This window comes from Anaerofustis sp. (genome assembly GCF_019420015.1).
Taxonomy (GTDB): domain Bacteria; phylum Bacillota; class Clostridia; order Eubacteriales; family Anaerofustaceae; genus Anaerofustis.
The window spans coordinates 44,200-62,340 of the sequence record NZ_JAHZIA010000045.1; the positions used below are offsets into that span (position 1 = coordinate 44,200).

Annotated in this window: 18 protein-coding genes; 9 read left to right on the top strand and 9 right to left on the bottom strand. The window is 30.3% G+C overall.

Annotation, left to right across the window (positions count from 1 at the left end; translation table 11 throughout):
* The 4 genes from QZ357_RS07965 to QZ357_RS07980 all read right to left on the bottom strand — a co-directional run.
* Positions 1–1,002: polysaccharide biosynthesis protein (locus QZ357_RS07965; protein WP_290776051.1), on the bottom strand; the 1,002-nt coding region annotated here is incomplete at its 3' end.
* Positions 1,003–1,069: 67 nt separating this feature from the next.
* The gene (locus QZ357_RS07970) at positions 1,070–1,990 is read right to left on the bottom strand and encodes an RluA family pseudouridine synthase (protein WP_290776053.1); all 921 of its coding nucleotides are present in this window, start codon (positions 1,988–1,990) and stop codon (positions 1,070–1,072) included.
* Positions 1,974–3,029, bottom strand: a complete 1,056-nt coding sequence (locus QZ357_RS07975) for a D-alanyl-D-alanine carboxypeptidase family protein (protein WP_290776055.1) — start codon at positions 3,027–3,029, stop codon at positions 1,974–1,976. Before QZ357_RS07975 ends, QZ357_RS07970 begins: the two co-directional genes overlap by 17 nt.
* A gap of 46 nt (positions 3,030–3,075) precedes the next feature.
* The gene (locus tag QZ357_RS07980) at positions 3,076–4,323 is read right to left on the bottom strand and encodes an aminotransferase class I/II-fold pyridoxal phosphate-dependent enzyme (RefSeq protein ID WP_290776057.1); all 1,248 of its coding nucleotides are present in this window, start codon (positions 4,321–4,323) and stop codon (positions 3,076–3,078) included.
* A 106-nt stretch (positions 4,324–4,429) separates the two neighbouring features.
* On the opposite strand from QZ357_RS07980, the gene QZ357_RS07985 reads away from it, so the two are divergent.
* The 4 genes from QZ357_RS07985 (at position 4,430) to QZ357_RS08000 (ending at position 7,391) form a co-directional block, all read left to right on the top strand.
* Positions 4,430–4,762: a hypothetical protein gene (locus QZ357_RS07985; RefSeq protein WP_290776059.1), complete on the top strand. Its 333-nt coding sequence runs from the start codon at positions 4,430–4,432 to the stop codon at positions 4,760–4,762.
* Positions 4,763–4,941: 179 nt separating this feature from the next.
* Positions 4,942–5,829, top strand: a complete 888-nt coding sequence (locus QZ357_RS07990; RefSeq protein ID WP_290776061.1) for a radical SAM protein — start codon at positions 4,942–4,944, stop codon at positions 5,827–5,829.
* 91 nt (positions 5,830–5,920) lie between these two features.
* Positions 5,921–6,553 (top strand): pentapeptide repeat-containing protein, encoded by a 633-nt coding sequence (locus QZ357_RS07995; RefSeq protein ID WP_290776063.1) that lies wholly within the window; start codon positions 5,921–5,923, stop codon positions 6,551–6,553.
* Positions 6,554–6,569: 16 nt separating this feature from the next.
* A complete protein-coding gene (locus tag QZ357_RS08000; RefSeq protein ID WP_290776064.1) occupies positions 6,570–7,391 on the top strand; it encodes an EFR1 family ferrodoxin in 822 nt (273 codons plus the stop codon).
* Positions 7,392–7,417: 26 nt separating this feature from the next.
* On the opposite strand, the gene trmD is transcribed toward QZ357_RS08000, so the two are convergent.
* A complete protein-coding gene (gene trmD / locus QZ357_RS08005) occupies positions 7,418–8,086 on the bottom strand; it encodes a tRNA (guanosine(37)-N1)-methyltransferase TrmD (RefSeq protein ID WP_290776066.1) in 669 nt (222 codons plus the stop codon).
* A gap of 8 nt (positions 8,087–8,094) precedes the next feature.
* The gene (gene rimM, locus QZ357_RS08010) at positions 8,095–8,583 is read right to left on the bottom strand and encodes a ribosome maturation factor RimM (RefSeq protein ID WP_290776068.1); all 489 of its coding nucleotides are present in this window, start codon (positions 8,581–8,583) and stop codon (positions 8,095–8,097) included.
* 126 nt (positions 8,584–8,709) lie between these two features.
* Between rimM and QZ357_RS08015 the strand changes: the two genes are divergently transcribed.
* On the top strand, positions 8,710–9,822 hold the full coding sequence (locus tag QZ357_RS08015; RefSeq protein ID WP_290776070.1) for an aminopeptidase: 1,113 nt from the start codon (positions 8,710–8,712) through the stop codon (positions 9,820–9,822).
* Between the two features lie 27 nt (positions 9,823–9,849).
* The gene (locus QZ357_RS08020) at positions 9,850–10,293 is read left to right on the top strand and encodes a hypothetical protein (protein ID WP_290776071.1); all 444 of its coding nucleotides are present in this window, start codon (positions 9,850–9,852) and stop codon (positions 10,291–10,293) included.
* Positions 10,294–10,353: 60 nt separating this feature from the next.
* Here QZ357_RS08020 and QZ357_RS08025 read toward each other — a convergent pair whose 3' ends face one another.
* Positions 10,354–11,028: a hypothetical protein gene (locus QZ357_RS08025; RefSeq protein WP_290776072.1), complete on the bottom strand. Its 675-nt coding sequence runs from the start codon at positions 11,026–11,028 to the stop codon at positions 10,354–10,356.
* Between the two features lie 98 nt (positions 11,029–11,126).
* Between QZ357_RS08025 and QZ357_RS08030 the strand changes: the two genes are divergently transcribed.
* From QZ357_RS08030 to rplS, 3 genes are all read left to right on the top strand, one after another.
* On the top strand, positions 11,127–13,130 hold the full coding sequence (locus QZ357_RS08030) for a UvrD-helicase domain-containing protein (RefSeq protein ID WP_290776073.1): 2,004 nt from the start codon (positions 11,127–11,129) through the stop codon (positions 13,128–13,130).
* 50 nt (positions 13,131–13,180) lie between these two features.
* Positions 13,181–13,681 carry a flavin reductase family protein gene (locus QZ357_RS08035; RefSeq protein ID WP_290776075.1) on the top strand — a complete coding sequence of 167 codons (501 nt, stop codon included), beginning with the start codon at positions 13,181–13,183 and terminating at the stop codon, positions 13,679–13,681.
* A 233-nt stretch (positions 13,682–13,914) separates the two neighbouring features.
* Positions 13,915–14,259, top strand: coding sequence for a 50S ribosomal protein L19 (rplS, locus tag QZ357_RS08040; protein ID WP_290776077.1), 345 nt, complete (start codon positions 13,915–13,917; stop codon positions 14,257–14,259).
* Positions 14,260–14,304: 45 nt separating this feature from the next.
* On the opposite strand, the gene QZ357_RS08045 is transcribed toward rplS, so the two are convergent.
* Complete coding sequence (locus QZ357_RS08045) at positions 14,305–15,339, bottom strand: alcohol dehydrogenase catalytic domain-containing protein (protein ID WP_290776078.1); 1,035 nt, start codon at positions 15,337–15,339, stop codon at positions 14,305–14,307.
* A gap of 1,023 nt (positions 15,340–16,362) precedes the next feature.
* Positions 16,363–17,781, bottom strand: a complete 1,419-nt coding sequence (locus QZ357_RS08050; RefSeq protein ID WP_290776079.1) for a L,D-transpeptidase family protein — start codon at positions 17,779–17,781, stop codon at positions 16,363–16,365.
* Between the last annotated feature and the right edge of the window lie 360 nt (positions 17,782–18,141).

Below are 18,141 nucleotides of genomic sequence, written 5' to 3' on the forward strand. Positions count from 1 at the left end.
AACAACTTTAAACGTAAGAAAAGTTTTTTGTCTTATTTGCTTTAGATCTTTTCTTACAAAGGATTCACTTATTGTCGGAACCAAACTTGCGGCAAGGGACGATGATAAAATAAGAGGAATACTTATAATAGTTTGAGCTCTTTGAGATAACTGCCCCCATAATACGGTAGCCTCATTAACCGAAAACCCTGCCTTTTGAAGAAAGGCTGAAACGGTAAAAGAATTTATTAAATTCATTGAAGATGTAACCAAAGATGCAAGTGTTATCGGAATGGCAATTGACGCAAGTATTTTAAGAATTGTTTTTGCATCTTCCGTCGATTTACTCTGTTGTCTTTTTATTTGTTTTTTTATTCGCGGTCTTACTTTAAGAAAACATAAGAATAAAAACAAACTGGCAATAAATGCACCCGCCGTAGCACCGAATGTAGCACCTGCCGCACCATAAGCAACACCGAATTTATTATATAGAAAAACAGCAAGCCCTAATCCTACAACAACCCTCGCAATAGATTCCACTATCTGTGAAATACTTGGAGGCGTCATATTTTGCATCCCTTGGAAAAAACCTTTAAAAGAAGATAAAATACATACACATAAAGGAGCAAAGGCTAAACCAAGTATTGAATAATACGTATCAGGATGCCACTTAAATACAGAAATAAAAAAATTAGCGCCAAAGAGCATAATACTTGAGCAAATAGCACCAATCACAGTAAGTGTTGTTATGGCAACTTTAAAAACTCTGTATGCTCCGTCATATTTACCAAGGCTCATTCTCTCCGAAACCATTTTGGATATGGCAACAGGAAGCCCGATAACCGATATGGCAAGTAAAAAAGTATATACAGGATATGCATTTCCGTAAAGCCCCATACCAAAATCGCCAAGAATTCTTACAAGAGGAAGCTTTAAAAACATCCCCAGAAACTTAGCTATTATTCCGCCAAAGGCTAAAACGGCAGCACCCTTTAAATAATTCTTCTTTTTAGCAGCACTCAAATTTATTTCCTCCTAAGAAAATAATACTTTTTATATTATATACCTCTATTATTAAAATTCAAACATTTTAACTTTTTTTTAATTTTTTAACAACATCTTTAAAATCCAAAGGAAGCTCAGCTTCAAATTGCATCAATCTTTTATTTCTAGGATGAACAAAAGAAATATTCCTAGCATGAAGGGCTTGGTGTGAGATTAATTCACTTTTATTGTCATTATACAAGCTATCTCCTACAATAGGATGTCCAATATGAGAAAAATGTACTCTTATCTGATGGGTTCTTCCCGTAATCAGCTTTGCTTCCACAAGAGAATATCCGACAAACTCATCAATCACCTTATACTCTGTTATGGAATCTTTTCCGTCATCACTTACAATTCTTTTTAAAGGATGTCCTTCTGCACGTTTTATTCCCGCCTTAATCAATCCTGCTTTTTCGTTTAATATACCCTCTACAAGTAAGATGTATCTTTTGTCTATTTCGTTTCTTATACTCTGGTTTTGAATAAAATGGTGAACATACTTATTTTTCGCTATAACCACAATACCTGAAGTATCCATATCCAATCTGTTCACAAATCTGGTTTTAAATTTTTTTCCTTCTGCTTCCCATTTATAATATATGGCATTTTGAAGAGTATCATATGGATGTGAACGCGTTATATGAACAACCATACCTGCAGGTTTATTGATAACCACAATATCTTCATCTTCATAAATAATATCAATGTCCAAATCAGTGCCTTTTGCATCCGGATTTTCAACAGGGAAATATACTTCCACCACATCATTCAAATGAAGAGTATCGACAAACATTGCATCCTTTTTATTAATTAGTAGCCTGCCTTCTCTGATTATATATCTAAAAGTACGAGAAGAATAATCATATTCATTCTCTAAAAAAGAATAGACATTCTCCCCGTCATAATTTTTATTAACTTTATATTTATAAATCGTACTGAATCTATTATTATTGTTTTTCTTCAAAATATTCCTCTAATGTTAAATCATTGTCATGTATAACCTTAGCAAGCGTTTTACCGACATACCTCACATGCCAAGGTTCATAATTATAACCTGTAATTTTTTCTTTTCCTTTCGGAAACCTTATAATAAACCCTTGTTTATAACAATTTTTAGCAAGCCACTTACCCGCATCGGTATCTCCAAGCCCTTCCGTAAGCCTAAATCCAACTTCTTTGGTGGTTACATCCATAGAAAGCCCTAACTGATGCTCACTTTCTCCTGCCTTCGCAGAGTAAAGATTTGCCTTTTTTTCACTTCCGTACTGAGCAATATTATTTTTATATATACCAACTTGCATATCATAAGATCTAAACCCGCTTAAAGCATAAAATTTATACCCATCTCTTTGTGCATCCTCAAACAACCTCTCAAGAGCAAGTGCCGCTTCTTTTCTAAGAGGTCTTACGGAAAGATTGGACTGAGCATAATCGACATTCGCCTCTACCAAATCATCGGGTCTGTAATCACTTGACAAATGCCTTTTCTTATTTACAACAGCATCGTAATCATTCGGGTTTGTTATAACCATATTTTTATCTATTTCCTCACTTAAGTTATCTTTTATACTATAACTATATGACTTACTTAGATTATTATAACTTACAATTACATCCACCCTTGAACCGCTTACGATACTGTCGGAAACTTTTATGGAATTATTCTTTATTTTTACTTTATCCTTAACACCTTTTGTTGTCACTTTTACCTTTATCAGATTGGGTTTTACATCTTCGTTTACTTTAGTATTAAATATGTCAGTATATACATTTTTTACTTTAAATTTATAGGTTTTACCCGTTTGTATAAATTCACTGTCTATTCCCTCAAAAACAGTTACTTTTTCAAGTTCTCCACGAAGATTTATATTATTTATTGTCGTCACATTAAAAGGTTTGAAATTAACCACAAAAAACACTATAAAGGCAATAAATAAAATAAGAAAAACAAAAAACAGATTTCTTATTATTACTTTCATCTCAGGCCTTTTTCTTTTCTTCATTTCCACTCTTCTCTTTTTATCCTTACACTTAAAGTTAATGTTATAATTATTCATCACACTCCATCATTACTTCTTTAATTATTTTAGGTGCAACTTTGCACTTTTCTTCACTGACTGCACAAAGCGCAAACCTAAGCCCCGTCTGCAAAGGTATCACAAATAAATTCTTATCCATTAATCTTTCCGATACTTTCACAGGATTTTTGCATGGAACACAAACAAAAAAGCCGTCTTTATAAGGATAAAGGTCAAGTCCCTCCTCCTTAGAAGAATCTAAAAACGCATCAGCTCTTTTTCTAAGCATCTTAACGTAATGCCCTCTTTCTTTATAAAAAGGCTCACCTATATTTTTATCATTTATTATATCTGTCAACACACGCATTGCACATTTTGTGCCGTTTGACCATGTCCCTCTGTTTGAATGCAAAGAAGTATAAAAAAATTCTTTTGCGATTTCCTCATTGCTGCTAACACACAACAAAGCACCGTTTCTAAGTCCATACATAGTGTAACCTTTGGATGCAGAAAATGCTATTAACACTATTATATTCTCATCAAGCCCCGCAAATTTTTCCATAAAATTACGCCTGTTAAACCCTTCATCGCAAAAGTCTATATATGCAACATCAACCAAAAGGATAATTTTATTATCCTTATTTTTTGCACCGGCCTTTAATATATTGATTATCCTATCCCACTCTTCATCAGATATCGAATATCCCGTTGGATTATGTGCAGGAGTATTTAATATGGTTAAAAGCCTATTTTGTCTGTTCAAATGATAATTAAATTTATCTTCAAACGACTCAATATCCAAACCGCCTCTTTTATCAAACATATTAAAAGTATCCAGCCTCCTGCCGTTTTCAATACACATTGTATTATACGGATCCCAGTACAAACTTGATGTAAGAACATAATCTCCTATATTTGTATAATTAAAAATAGAGTGATGAATCGCACCTGATCCACCGGGAGTTGCAACAGCTTCAATATATGCATTTGGAATATGCTCTTTAAAACACGCTTGTTTTACGGCTTGTAAAAAATCTTTATCTCCTTCTATACTTGCGTATGCCGCAATTTTAGGATTATCCAATTTCTTTAAATAATCATAAACACTTTTAAAAGCCACAAAATCCCCGTTATCTTCAAGCAAAACTCCCATTGATGAATTAATTACGTTTTCTGCACCGTATTTTTGAGTAGCTTCTGATGCTTTTGCGGAAATTGTAAATATAGTATCGTTTTCCACAGGTCTTATCGCATGATCCGCAACCATATTTTTTGACATTTTACATATTCCTCCTGTATTTAATATTATGATTATATCAAATTTTTTTTTATAATAGTAGTAATTTATAAAAATTAAAGTATAATATAGGAAAAGGAGTGATTTTATGAAGATAAATGCAAACAACAGCTACAAATTAATCAAAGAAGAAGTTAACAACACATACGAAGTTCTAAAAGACGGACTTTCAATGGAAGAAATCACTGACATCCTTCTCCATGATGAAAAACATCCTGCAAAAGGAATGTATAAATTATTCATGACGATAGCAATCGCAAACCTTGAAGCAAGAAATAATATCATGGAAGACAGAATATTGACAAAAACCGCAATATACATGGACTACTTTGCTCATGGGGGAAAAGAAGACGAATTTTTCATGACAAAACAAGACCTTCTATATGACGACTTAGAATATATTAGAAATAAATATTTGTAACAGTAATCTTATAATATATAACAAATTATTCAAAATCCCGCAATTACTTTCGTATTTGCGGGATTTAAAATAAAACAAAATAATTATTTATAAAAACAGAAACATCATTTATGATATCAAATAAAACATTAAATAATTGTTAAAATTTATATTTTTAACATTGCCTTAAAAGGAAAAAAATGAAAACAATACCTGCAAAAACAATTCTTTCTTCATATCATACGCAAGGCTGGTTCAACTCAAACTACAAAATGAATTTGTATAAAGGATGTCCTCACGGATGTATATACTGTGACAGCAGAAGCAGTTGTTATCACATAGAAAACTTTGATGAAGTAAGAATAAAAGAAAATGCCCTTGTTATTTTAGAAAAAGAATTAAAAACAAAAAAGAAAAAAGGAATAATAATGACGGGAGCAATGAGCGACCCTTATAATTTATGCGAAAAAAGTCTTAAGCTAACCAGAAATGCTCTTGAACTTATAGATAAATATATGTACGGAGTAAGTATCATTACGAAATCAGATCTGATAGTAAGAGATATAGATATATTATCAAATATATCCCTACATTCTCCCTGCGCAGTAAATATTACCATTACAACATACGATGACGATCTCACAAAAAAAATAGAACCTCATGCACCTTCAAGCAAAAAAAGATTCAGTGCATTGCAAAAGCTCAGAGAAAATAATATATTGGCAGGTATTATTTTAACTCCAACACTTCCATTTATAAACGACACAAAAGAAAATATAAAATTATTGATTCAAAAAGCAAAAGAATGTAATACTTCATGGATTTACACAGAAAATACTTTTTCGGTATCCTTAAGAGATAATCAACGAGAATACTTTTACAACAAACTTAATAAACTATTTCCGGGAGTAAAAAACAAATACATATCAACCTTTGGCAATACTTATTGGTGTTCATCGCCAAGACATGAACAGCTTTGGAACGTATTTCAGAAAGAATGCGAAAAAAATAATATAATATATAAGCATGACGAAATAAATAATCTCATAATAGAGAAATATAAAAAAGAGCAACTATCACTGTTTTAAATTTAAATACCATTATATCAGTAAAATCAAAGTATTTACAAACACTTCAAAAAATCATTCTAAAAAATACAAAACAATCGGAGACATAAATATGAACATAAATGAAATAAATACAAAAAATCATTTTCTTGCCATAGCTGAAGAAGCAAAAGAAAACGATTTGGATATAGAAAATATTCATATAAAAAATGAAATATTTTCAAATGAAGATTTATCCAAGATAAATTTTAGCGAAATAGTTTTCGAAGGTTGCAGATTTTTAGACTGCTCTTTCAAAAAATGCGGATTTGTAAATTCTGTATTTAAAAATTGCGATTTATCAAATTGCAACTTTGATGAAGCGTACTTTTCGAAAACAAATTTTCAAAACTCAAAATTTCTGGGCGCGAACTTATACAGAACAATCATAAAAGATGCTCAAATAAAAAATTGTAATTTTCGATATGCTATCTTAGATATGTCATCCTTTCATTTCGTACAGCTGATTAATTGTGATTTTTCAAATGCAGGACTAAATGAGTGTAAAATAAAGAAAATGGATATAAAAGAATGTAAATTTATCATGACCGGATTTTTCAAAACAAAATTAAATTCGTTGGACTTTAGCAACAGCCTTATAGAAGGCATAGTCTTATCGGATAATTTTTTAGAATTAAAAGGAGTAAAATTAAACGAATTTCAAGCGATAGAAATCGCAAAATTATTAGGCGTAATTGTAATATAAAACAAGGAGAAAAAATATGGAAATAAAACGTGTGATTGCAATGTATTTCAGTGCCACAGATACAACAAAAAATATTTGTGAGTATATAGCCCAAACAATAAGTGAAAAAACAAACAGCACCTATGACATAATAAATTATACAAGTAAAAAGGCAAGAAACGACAAATTCAATTTTGATGAAACGACTCTGGTTATTTTTGCGTCTCCGACTTATGCCGGTAGAATACCAAACATACTGCTCCCCTTTTTAGAAAACAACATAGAGGGGAAAAATGCCCTTGCTGTTCCTATAGTACTTTTTGGCAACAGAAATTACGACGACTCTCTTATAGAACTCAGAAATATTTTGGAATCAAATAATCTTCACACTATAGCAGGAGGAGCATTTGTAGGAGAACATTCTTTCTCAAATACTTTGGCAAAAAACAGACCTGACGAGGAAGATTTTGAACTGGCTGATAAACTTTGCGATTTAATCATACAACGTTTAAATCAAGATAAAATAACATCTGTTTCACCGGTGAATGTAAAAGGAGAAAATCCTATTAGACCATATTTTAAACCAAGAGACAGAAACGGGAAATTTATAGACATAAGAAAAGTACGCCCCAAAATAAATAACAATTGCAACGACTGTAAGGTTTGCGCAGAAGTTTGCCCGATGGAAGCAATAGATAAAGATGACATACATAAATACAATAATATATGTATAAAGTGCGGAGGCTGCATAAAAAAATGCCCTGCAAACGCAAGGTATTATGACGATGAGGGATATCTTTACCATAAAAAAGAACTTGAAGAAGTATATTCAAGTCGAGCCAAAAGTGAAATATTTTAAAATAAAAGGCGACATATAAGTCGCCTTTACAATAAATCTTTTCTTCTCTTCTCTGTTTCTTTCAAAGATTCCTCTTCCATATATTCTTCTATTTTCTTATGATGTCCGCTTAATAAAACAGAAGGAACCTTCATACCCATAAACTCTTCAGGTCTTGTATACTGACTTGCTTCCAAAAGTCCGTTTTCAAAACTTTCTTTTTGATAGCTCTCGCTGTTTCCAAGCACACCGTCAACATACCTGCTAACAGTATCCATAAACACCATTGAAGCAATATGCCCCCCTGTAAGAATATAATCTCCTATACTGATTTCTTCATCAACACAAAGATCAACGGCTCTTTGATCTATTCCTTCATAATGTCCGCAAAGAAGAATAATCTCTTCGCATTTGGAATATTCTTTTGCAAGCTCACTGTTAAACACCTTTCCCCTTGGAGAAAAGTAAATTACGGGAATATTCCTGTCTTGTTTTACTGCTTTTATACAATCATAAACCGGTTCTGCTTTCATAAGCATACCGGCGCCTCCTCCATAGATTTCATCATCTACTCTTCTATGTTTATCTTTTGAATAATCCCTTATATTTATGGCATTTATTTTTATATTTCCATTGTTTACCCCTCTGCCTATAATACCAACCTCTTTATATGATTCGATTATTTCGGGATATAACGTAAGCACATTATAAATCATCGTATCTCCTAACAAACCAAATTTTTCGTATTTATTTTTATATAACAATCTTCTTTTATTTCAATAATATTTTCTTTTACGGCTGGAAGCATCTGTTCCTTACCATCTATTTTAAAAACGTATATGTCAACAGCAGCTGAAGTAAGAACATCTACCATTACCCCTATTTCTTCTCCTTCTTGATTTAAAACTTTAAGACCTTTTAAATCTTCTATAAAATATTCTCCCTCTTCCAAGTCGACACTATCTTCTCTTAATATTTCAATATACTGATTTTTAAATTTTTCTGCTTCTGTTCTGTCATTTATTTCATCTAGCTTCAAAATAATATTATTTTTATTTATTCTTGCCATAGATACATTATATTCTTCTTTTTTAATAAAGCATTTTTTTAACTTTTTAAATCTATTAATATCATCAGTCAAAGGAAATACCTTTAGTTCTCCTTTTATTCCATGAACATTAAATATTTTACCAACAACGATATAATCTTTCATAATTACCACTTTCCTGTTTTTTTATATTTTATCAAAAATAATATTTCTTTTCCATATCTATAATAAATATTAATAAAGTATGGTAAAATATATATAACAAAATAGTATATGGAGGCATAGCTGATTATGGATAAAAGAATAGAACAACTGGCACATAATTTAGTAACATTCTCAACAAACGTTCAACCCGGAGAAAAAGTTCTTATTAATGCCGGAGGAATAGAAGATACCAGAGATTTGGTAAAAGCCCTGGTAAGGGAAGTTTACAAAGCAGGAGGTTTCCCTTATTTAAAACTTACCGATTCAAGCATAAACAGAGAAATATTAATGGGAGTAACAAAAGAGCAACTGGAATTTCAAAATGATTATGAATTATATCAAATGAAAGGTATGGATGCATATATAGGAATAGGATGCTCGGACAATGCGAGTGAATTAAGTGATGTTCCTAGTGATAATATATCTCTTCAATCAAGTATATTAAGACCTGTTTTAAGAGAAAGGGTCGATAATTCAAAGTGGGTTATTTTAAGATATCCTAACGGTTCAATGGCACAAAGTGCAAAAATGAGCAAAGATGCTTTTGAAGATTATTTCTTCAATGTATGTTGTCTTGATTACTCAAAAATGGCAGAAGCCGTAAAACCTTTAAAAGCACTGATGGAAAAAACAAACAAAGTAAGAATAAAAGGTCCGGATACGGATTTGACTTTTTCGATTAAAGGAATGAATGCAATCCCTTGTTGCGGAAACATGAATATACCGGACGGAGAAATCTATACTGCACCTATAAAAGACAGTGTAAACGGAACTATTTCTTACAATACAAAAAGTGATCATTTAGGCTTTATATACGATAATATAAAACTAACTTTTAAAGACGGCAAAATTATAGAAGCAACTTCAAATAATAACGAAAGAATCAACAAAGTACTTGATATTGATGAAGGAGCAAGATATGTCGGAGAATTTGCAATTGGTATAAATCCGTATATAAACACACCTATGCTTGATACGTTGTTTGACGAAAAAATAGCAGGAAGCATACATTTTACTCCAGGATGTTGCTATGAAGATGCAGATAACGGCAACAAATCTTCTCTTCATTGGGATCTTGTATTAATACAAACAGAAGAACAAGGCGGCGGAGAAATTTATTTCGACGACACTCTTATAAGAAAAAACGGTATTTTTGTTTTAGATGAATTAAAAGGACTAAATCCCGAAAATCTAAAATAGAAAATTAACAATTAAAGAGGGAATGCCATGAAAAAAATACTATCATCCATTTTAATACTTATGCTGCTTTTTGCGGTTGGAGGATGCAGTTTCAGCATAAATAAAGACTTTAATATAAATGATTACAGTGATACTATTAATAAAAGCGACAGAATAGATGTTTTAAAAAGCAATAAAAGAATTGATTTGATCTCAGGACATAGCAATATTGAGGACTTTGTAGATGCAATTAAAATAAATGAATGGAAAATAAAAGACCTTCCGGAAAGTGAAGTAACAGATCTGGAATTTATCCTTTTCAAAAAAGAGGCACAGAAATCAACCGATGATAAAAAAGACAATGAGTTTATACAAGTTGCAAGTATCGTCACTTACAAAGATTCAAATTATGTAACTTTAAAATTAAGTAATATCAGCTTTGACTTTAAAGTTCCCAACGATGTAAAAGATTATTTCAATACATTTATTTAAAATAAAAAACGAGGTAAAACACCTCGTTTTTTTATTATCTGCTATATTTAACAGTAAAAATTAGTCATCACATCCGCAGGTGTTGCATGAACCGCTTGATGGAAAGAAGTCTCTAAATGCTGAAATATCTTCATTAAGAAATGTTTCGCAGAAATTTGGAGTACATTCTTCTTCTCTGCATTCGTCCGGAATTTCACAATATCCGAAAGTAGGAACCTTAAGACTAACTTTAGATACAGCATTTACGACAATCATAAATCCCAAAGTCATAGCAATTTGATTTCCACTTGCTCTGTTTACACAATTTGCTTCAACAAAACATTCACTGACAGGAGAAAATCTTCCTTGTCTTACGAACTTTCTGTTTAAATCAAATATTGTACTTACAGGTATTCTTATTTTATTATCTGCCTGAACGGTATTTCCGCACATTGGTTTTGCAGCTACCGTTATAACACTACAGTCGCACTTTCTTCTAAGTACTGCATAAATAGGAATAGCAACAACGCATTTTAATCTGGCATGGCATTCATCCATTTCCGTAAAATACGGTTCGCATTCGTAATGTTCAATTTCTGACGATCCAAATTGCGCATAAAGGAAAGTATATTCTGAAATATCGCCGTTTAAATCCAATTCAAAAGGCATATTCTGCATACATTCTCTCTTAGAGCAACCGTCATATACCTTATCAACAATTAAACATTCTACTCCTCTTGTGTTTCTTTCTTCCACTTTTTTTCCTCCTAAGTTTATGTTCTTATTTGTTTTACACTTATATAATATGAGAAATATTATTTTGTGTTACCAATAAAAGTGATATAATTAATTTTATGAAAAGAGAAGAAATTTTAATTACCGAAATAGAAAATAAAATTTTAGATGAAAACCAGGCAAAATGCGTAAACAGCAACGAAAAAAACATCCTTGCCGTAGCAGGGGCAGGATGCGGTAAAACAACGACTTTGCTTGCCAGAATAAAATACTTAACAGAAATTAAAAAAGCAAATCCGGAAGAGATGTTAATACTCAGTTTTACAAACTCAACCACAACAGAACTGAAAGAAAAAATAAAAGATACAACTAATAAGAACATAGATGTATTTACATTTCATAAGCTGGGAAAGAAAATAATAAATTCCGTCGACGGATATGAAGTAACCCTCTACGAAAATAAAATAGCAGGTTTTGTGAGTAATTACATAGATAAAAAACTTAAAGAAGGTAACTACTTTGAATTTTATGATTTCCTCATAAACCATTATCATGAATATTTAAGCTTTAAAAACTTCAAACATAAAGAAGATGAGTATAAATACATTAAAGATAAGGGCATCGTAAGCCTTGATAATGAATACAAAATGACTTTTGAAGAAAACAGCATTGCCAATCTTCTTTATCTAAATAATATCGATTATGAATATTTTATGACTAACCCAAAAGGAAGCGAATTTAAAAAATTATGTTCCGGATTCTACCTTCCGGAATATCAAAAATATTTGTTTAATATAAATATCGACAAAAACGGATTCAAGCCTCTTTGGGGATACCCCAAAAACGAAAGAGTAGCACACAAAAATTATGATGCATATATATCTTTTTTAAATAACTACAACGAATTTAAAAATAAAAGCATATTTACATATTCATATGAATTTGAAAACGGTCAATTTATCGATAATTTTTATACAAAACTTGAAAATGAGAATATAATCAGGCGATTTTCTTATGAAAATACTAATAAAAATATTTCGAAGCTTTTTGCATACAACATAGGATTTATAAAAAAACTTGTTGCAAATTTTATAACTCTTATGAAGACAACGGCTCGAAACGGAAATGATATCTTAAACCTGGAAAAATGGGAATCCGAAGAAGAAAAAAACAGGGCATACGCCTTTTACAAAATAGTACTACCAATATATGATGCATATGAAAAGTTTCTATCTAAAAATAATATGATAGATTTTAACGATATGATTTTGAAAGCAACATCTTATGTAAAAAAGGACTTATTTGTAAGTAAATACAAATATATATTAATAGATGAATTTCAAGATATATCATCATCGAGAATGGAACTGGTAGATGCAATCTATCAAAAAAACAATTGTGAACTCTTCGCTGTGGGGGATGATTATCAAAGTATATTCAGGTTTACGGGAAGCGATATAAATATATTTTACGATTTTAAAAAAAAGTACAAGGCAAAAGAATATATAATCGAAAATAATTACAGATTTGATAAAAATATAGCAAAAGTATCAAATCAATTTATACTTAAAAACCCTTATCAGATAAAGAAAGAATTAAAAAGTAATAAAGTAGGAGTTAATTCAATAAGATTCATAGAATCCCCAAATAAAAACGGACTTTATAAGGCATTCTTAAAAGCAATATATTCCCTACCAAAAAACAGCAAAGTTATGCTTATAGGCAGATATAATAAAGATATTATTACTTATGCCAAGACAAATGAGGTAGATTTGACAATAGACGAAAACGGAAAAATAAACATAGAAATCCCTAAAAGAAAAGATTTAAAAATAACTTTTTTAACCGTACATAAAGCAAAAGGACTTGAATGCGACTATGTATTTATACTTAATACATTTAACCATTTAATGGGATTCCCATGTAATATCAGCGATGATAAACTTATAAAAATGCTACTGAAAAACAAAGAGGATTTCCCATATAGCGAAGAACGAAGATTATTTTACGTAGCAATGACAAGGACAAAAGAAAAGCTTTTTATAATGGTTAACAGAAACAGCATGTCACCTTTTATAAAGGAAATAATAAATTATAAAGGTAACAGCAACTTATTTCTATAAAACATTAAAAATGTTATAATTGATTAATAAATCATTTAGGAGGCAATGAAATGGTTACAAAAGAAGCGTTTGATTTACTCTACAATCAACTTCCAAAAGGAGTATTTTTAACAGTAAAAAATAAAAATAAAGTCAATACAATGACTATTGGATGGGCCAGCGTAGGAAAAGTCTGGGGAAAAGATATAATGACAGTAATGGTAAGATATTCGAGACATACATATGATCTGATAAAAGAAGCCGAAAGTTTTACAGTAAGTGTACCTGAATTTAATACATTAAAAAAAGAACTTGCTTTTATGGGAACAAAATCAGGAAGAGACTTTGATAAATATAAAGAAACAAACCTTACTTTGCAAATGGCAAATAAAGTACAAAGCCCAATAATAGAGGAAGCTAAAGTGCACTTTGAATGTAAGGTTGTATATAAGCAAGCCATGGACCCATCCGGAATAATGGATATTGATAACATTGAAAAAAGATATTATGAAGGAAACAATGATTATCACGTAATATATTACGGGGAAATCTTGGATTGCTATGAAAAATAAAAAGTATTTTCTCTTTTTATACTAAAATATGGCGCATAAATACCCAGTTATAAAAATTAAATTATAAAGCATTATACTTTAAAATAAATAGTAAAAAATATAAAAAGCAGTTGAATAAATTATCTTATTATGATATACTTTTTAGGCTATAAGTCTTTAGGCTTATTTATTATGGGTGTTCCTCTGCTTAACAAGTAAGTAAGAATGCTTGAAGATGAAGGGAGGCACAAACGATGGATTTATTAAAACTAGTTGAAAACGAAAACCTTAAATCTGATATCCCAAGCTTTAACGTAGGTGATACTGTAAAAGTTCATGTTAAAGTTGTAGAAGGAAAAAGAGAAAGAATACAGGTTTTTGAAGGTATTGTGCTTAAAAAACAACATGGTGGAGTTCAAAAGACTTTCACTGTAAGAAAAATTTCTTACGGAGTAGGTGTTGAAAGAACTTTCCCTGTACACTCACCAAGAATCGATAAAATCGAAGTTACAAGACAAGGTAAAGTTAGAAGAGCAAAACTTAATTACCTTAGAGACAGAGTGGGTAAAGCTGCAAAAGTTAAAGAAAAAAGAAACTAAAAAAGTCCTTTTAAGGACTTTTTTTGTTTCTTCAATTTATTTATCTTAAGGCTTTAATACCACTTTTAAGGCTTCCCCACTCTTAAGCATTTTTACACCTTTTTCCATATCCTTAAGAGGCAATATATGTGATACTAAATTTGCATTAATCATTCCATTTGCAACAACATCGAAAGCTTTTCTAAAACTATCCGGTGTAGTTGAAAATCCACCTATAACTTGTACTTCGCTGTAATGAAGTAGATTCCCGTCTAAACTTACGTTTGGATTATCTTTCGGAAGTCCTCCGAAAATTAATAATTTACCTTGTTTCCTAAGTAAATGAATTCCTTCTTCTATAGGTTTTGTTGCAGGAGTTGAATTAATAACAACATCTGCCCCCAGTCCATTTGTAATCTCCATAACTTTTTCTTTTAAATCTTCTTTTGAGGTGTTTACAAAATGAGTTCCACTGAATTTTTTACTTTTTTCAAGTCTCGTTTCACTTCGGTTTGCCATAATAATATTTTTAGCCCCTCTAAGTCTTGCTATTTCACTGTGTAGGCATCCAAGAGGACCTGCTCCGATAATTACAACAGTATCTCCCAAAGTAACATTAACAAGCTCTTGTGAGTTAACAACACTTGACAATAACTCAACTACAACCATATCTTCGCTTTTTACACCGTCAGGAACTTTTAAGATCTGTCCTCTTTGAACACCTATACCGGGAATAACCATATACTCAGCAAACCCTCCATGTATATGATGTCCGTATGTAAGTCTTGTATTGCATAAATTTTGCATACCTTTTTCACAGTAATAACAATTACCACAAGGTATTACAGGGTTCACAATTACTCTTTCACCTATGTTATAATCTTTGACTTCTTCTCCGATTTCTTCTATAATCCCTATATTTTCATGACCTAAAATAAATGGAAAATCTAAACCATTAACACCCGAAGAATATGTTCTAACATCAGAGCCACATAGACCAACTGCGTCAATTTTTAAAAGAATACCATCTTTCGGGCACTCGGGTTTAGGAACATCTTTATAAACAACTTTCTCTTTGTCTTCCAAAACTATAGCTTTCAATTTTAAAACCTCACTTATATAATAATTATTATGATTATTATAGCATAACAAAATAACAATATATAAAATAATTAAAAAGAAAAAGAAGCCTTAGCTTCTTTTTCTTTTAGGTTTCTAACCCTCATATTGTAATGCAGATTTTATTTAACATCAAAAAACAAAACTTTTACTTTTCCTACAACATCTTCGATCATATAGTTTTCTTTACCTTTTTAATCTATGTTTGTTGTATTTCACCACCATCTTACCATTCTTTCAGTTTATCTACAGGATTTTTTTATCCTTATCAACCTAATTCAACCATTTTACTACTTTCTCAAAAGGTTTACTCGCCTTTTCATATTTATATAGTAACTAATATTTATATTAAATTAACTTTTGTGTTCCCACAAATACTTACCTGTAGATAAACTCTTACACTATTATGATGTTATTTTCCTCCTTCCGCTTTACAATATTTAACCTTCCATGTACTTTATCTTGAAAAGATTTTCTATAATGTTTATTTTACATTTTATTTTTTCTTTTCCATACATTTCAGATTTTCAGCTTCAACGTTACACAATATTCAATTATTTAAATAAATTGTTTGAGATATTATATTTCTGAATAAATATAATTCATAATTCAATATATTTACGCCTTTCTTCGATGAACTTATACATCTTTACTTTCATTCTTATTTTTGCATAATATATATTTTATCATTACACTCATTCAATTTTATTCTATCTTTTATACATAGAATATTTTAAATAATTAAATGCAACATATAATTTCGTTGCTATCATGTACCTCATGATTTGTTAACGTTTTCTATACTTGTATTATATTCATTATATAATTTATTTTCAAGTATTTTTAATAATATTTTTTAATTTAATAAAAGTATAATCAAACAAAAAAGATATTGCCGGCAATTTATTCTTTTTTCTTTCAAATATAAAGTAAACGATTAATATATAACGATAAAATCAGTATTTTTTTATCTATAATATCTTAAATCAAATGGATTTCAATACTCTAATAATGAACAACAATAGGATACCCCGATTCAATGGTATCAAATGTCTTTTTTGCTTTTGCAGGAGGCATATTTACACAACCGTGACTTCCATTGCTTTTATAAATATTTCCTCCAAAGGAACTTCTCCATGTAGCATCATGTAATCCTATTCCTCCATTAAAGGGCATCCAATAAGAAACCTTACTATTATAACGAGATCCATCAGCATTATCCCCACTAAGTGTTGTATCTCTTTGCTTATATTTTAAATAGTAAATCCCGGAAGGAGTTGCATAACCATTCGCTAAATCTCCTGTAACCACATCTGTGCTTACAATCAACTTACCATTTTTATATACCCATAAATGCTGTAAGGACAAATCAAGCTCCACATAACTTTTACCAACTTCATCACTCTTATCATATGGTGTTCTTGCATATTTAGGAGTTCTTTTTACATCTTTATTTAAATTCAAATCTTTTATTAATCTTTTAAATTCTTTTTCACGATTTATAACATATCCATAATCTCCACCCGTAATAAATATTGTCCCTTTTTTAGAGGATTTAAATTTCCTGTTACGACCTGAAGTATTATATTTATTGGCCAAAGTATCAACAAATTTTTTCACATATTTCTTATCAACAATAAGTTTATTCGAATTCATGCTTGCTTTAATGGTCTTATTATTTATTCCATACATTTGAAGTATGTGACTTTGTTTTACTTTCAGCTCGCCTTTAGGCATAACATAAATTATCTTAGGAAAGTCTAAACTCTTCAGGTATTCTTGTTCCTTTATAAGAATGGAACTATCAGAGTATACCTTGGGCTTCTTAATATAATTACTTTCATTATAATTTAATACAAACTCTCCATTTGAAATCAATTTGATTATATCTTGTTTCAATAAATCCTTATCTATATTATTCCCGTATTGTTCTTTTACTATATCAAAATTTCTACTGTTTAAATCAATATACGCATCTTTAGTTTGTATCTTGTTTTTTTCATTATCAAAAACAAACAATTCATCAAAATCTTTATCAAAATTATCTCCTGTTTGTTTTATATTCATTGGAATACTTAAGTTTTTATCCTTAATATGTAGCTTCATTAAAACATAAGTAAAGAAATCAGGATCAGCCAAATTTTCAAGTTCTTTTTCTATATCATATGTACATCCTTGTAAGCTTAGGTTTCCTTTATGATCACCATCCTGAACTATAAAATTTTTTTTACTCCACTCATTAATCAACTTTTCTTCACTTTGCTTTACATTTAAATTTGAGCAATCTATACCGTTAATAAAGGTACTGGAAGTAAAAACTTTAGGAGCATTTATATATAAAATAAATAATATTATATTGGCAATAAAAATCAATATAGCCATTAAAAGAAAATAAAGTTTATATTTATTAAAAAATTTACGCATATAATCCTCTTTATAACAATGTAATATTCTATAAAATTTATTGGTAATTATACCACAATAAAACAAATATAATAACCAAAAACAAAAATAATCAAGAAAAAAGTAAAAAATCCGATAAAAAGAAAGAGATCTGTAGGTCTCTTTTTTAATAGGAGAGTTGTGAGTGAATATCAAAAGGAATCATATCCAGTAAACTCAACAGGTAAACGTAGAAAGATACTACATAAAAGACAAGGTAAAGGGATAAGAAAATCTTAAAAATCCCCCAAAGCATATCCCCCAAACAAAAAACAGCAGCTTACAATAAGCCACCGCAAGAAACATAAAAAAAAACCCCGCGACTACCTACCCTCCCAGTCC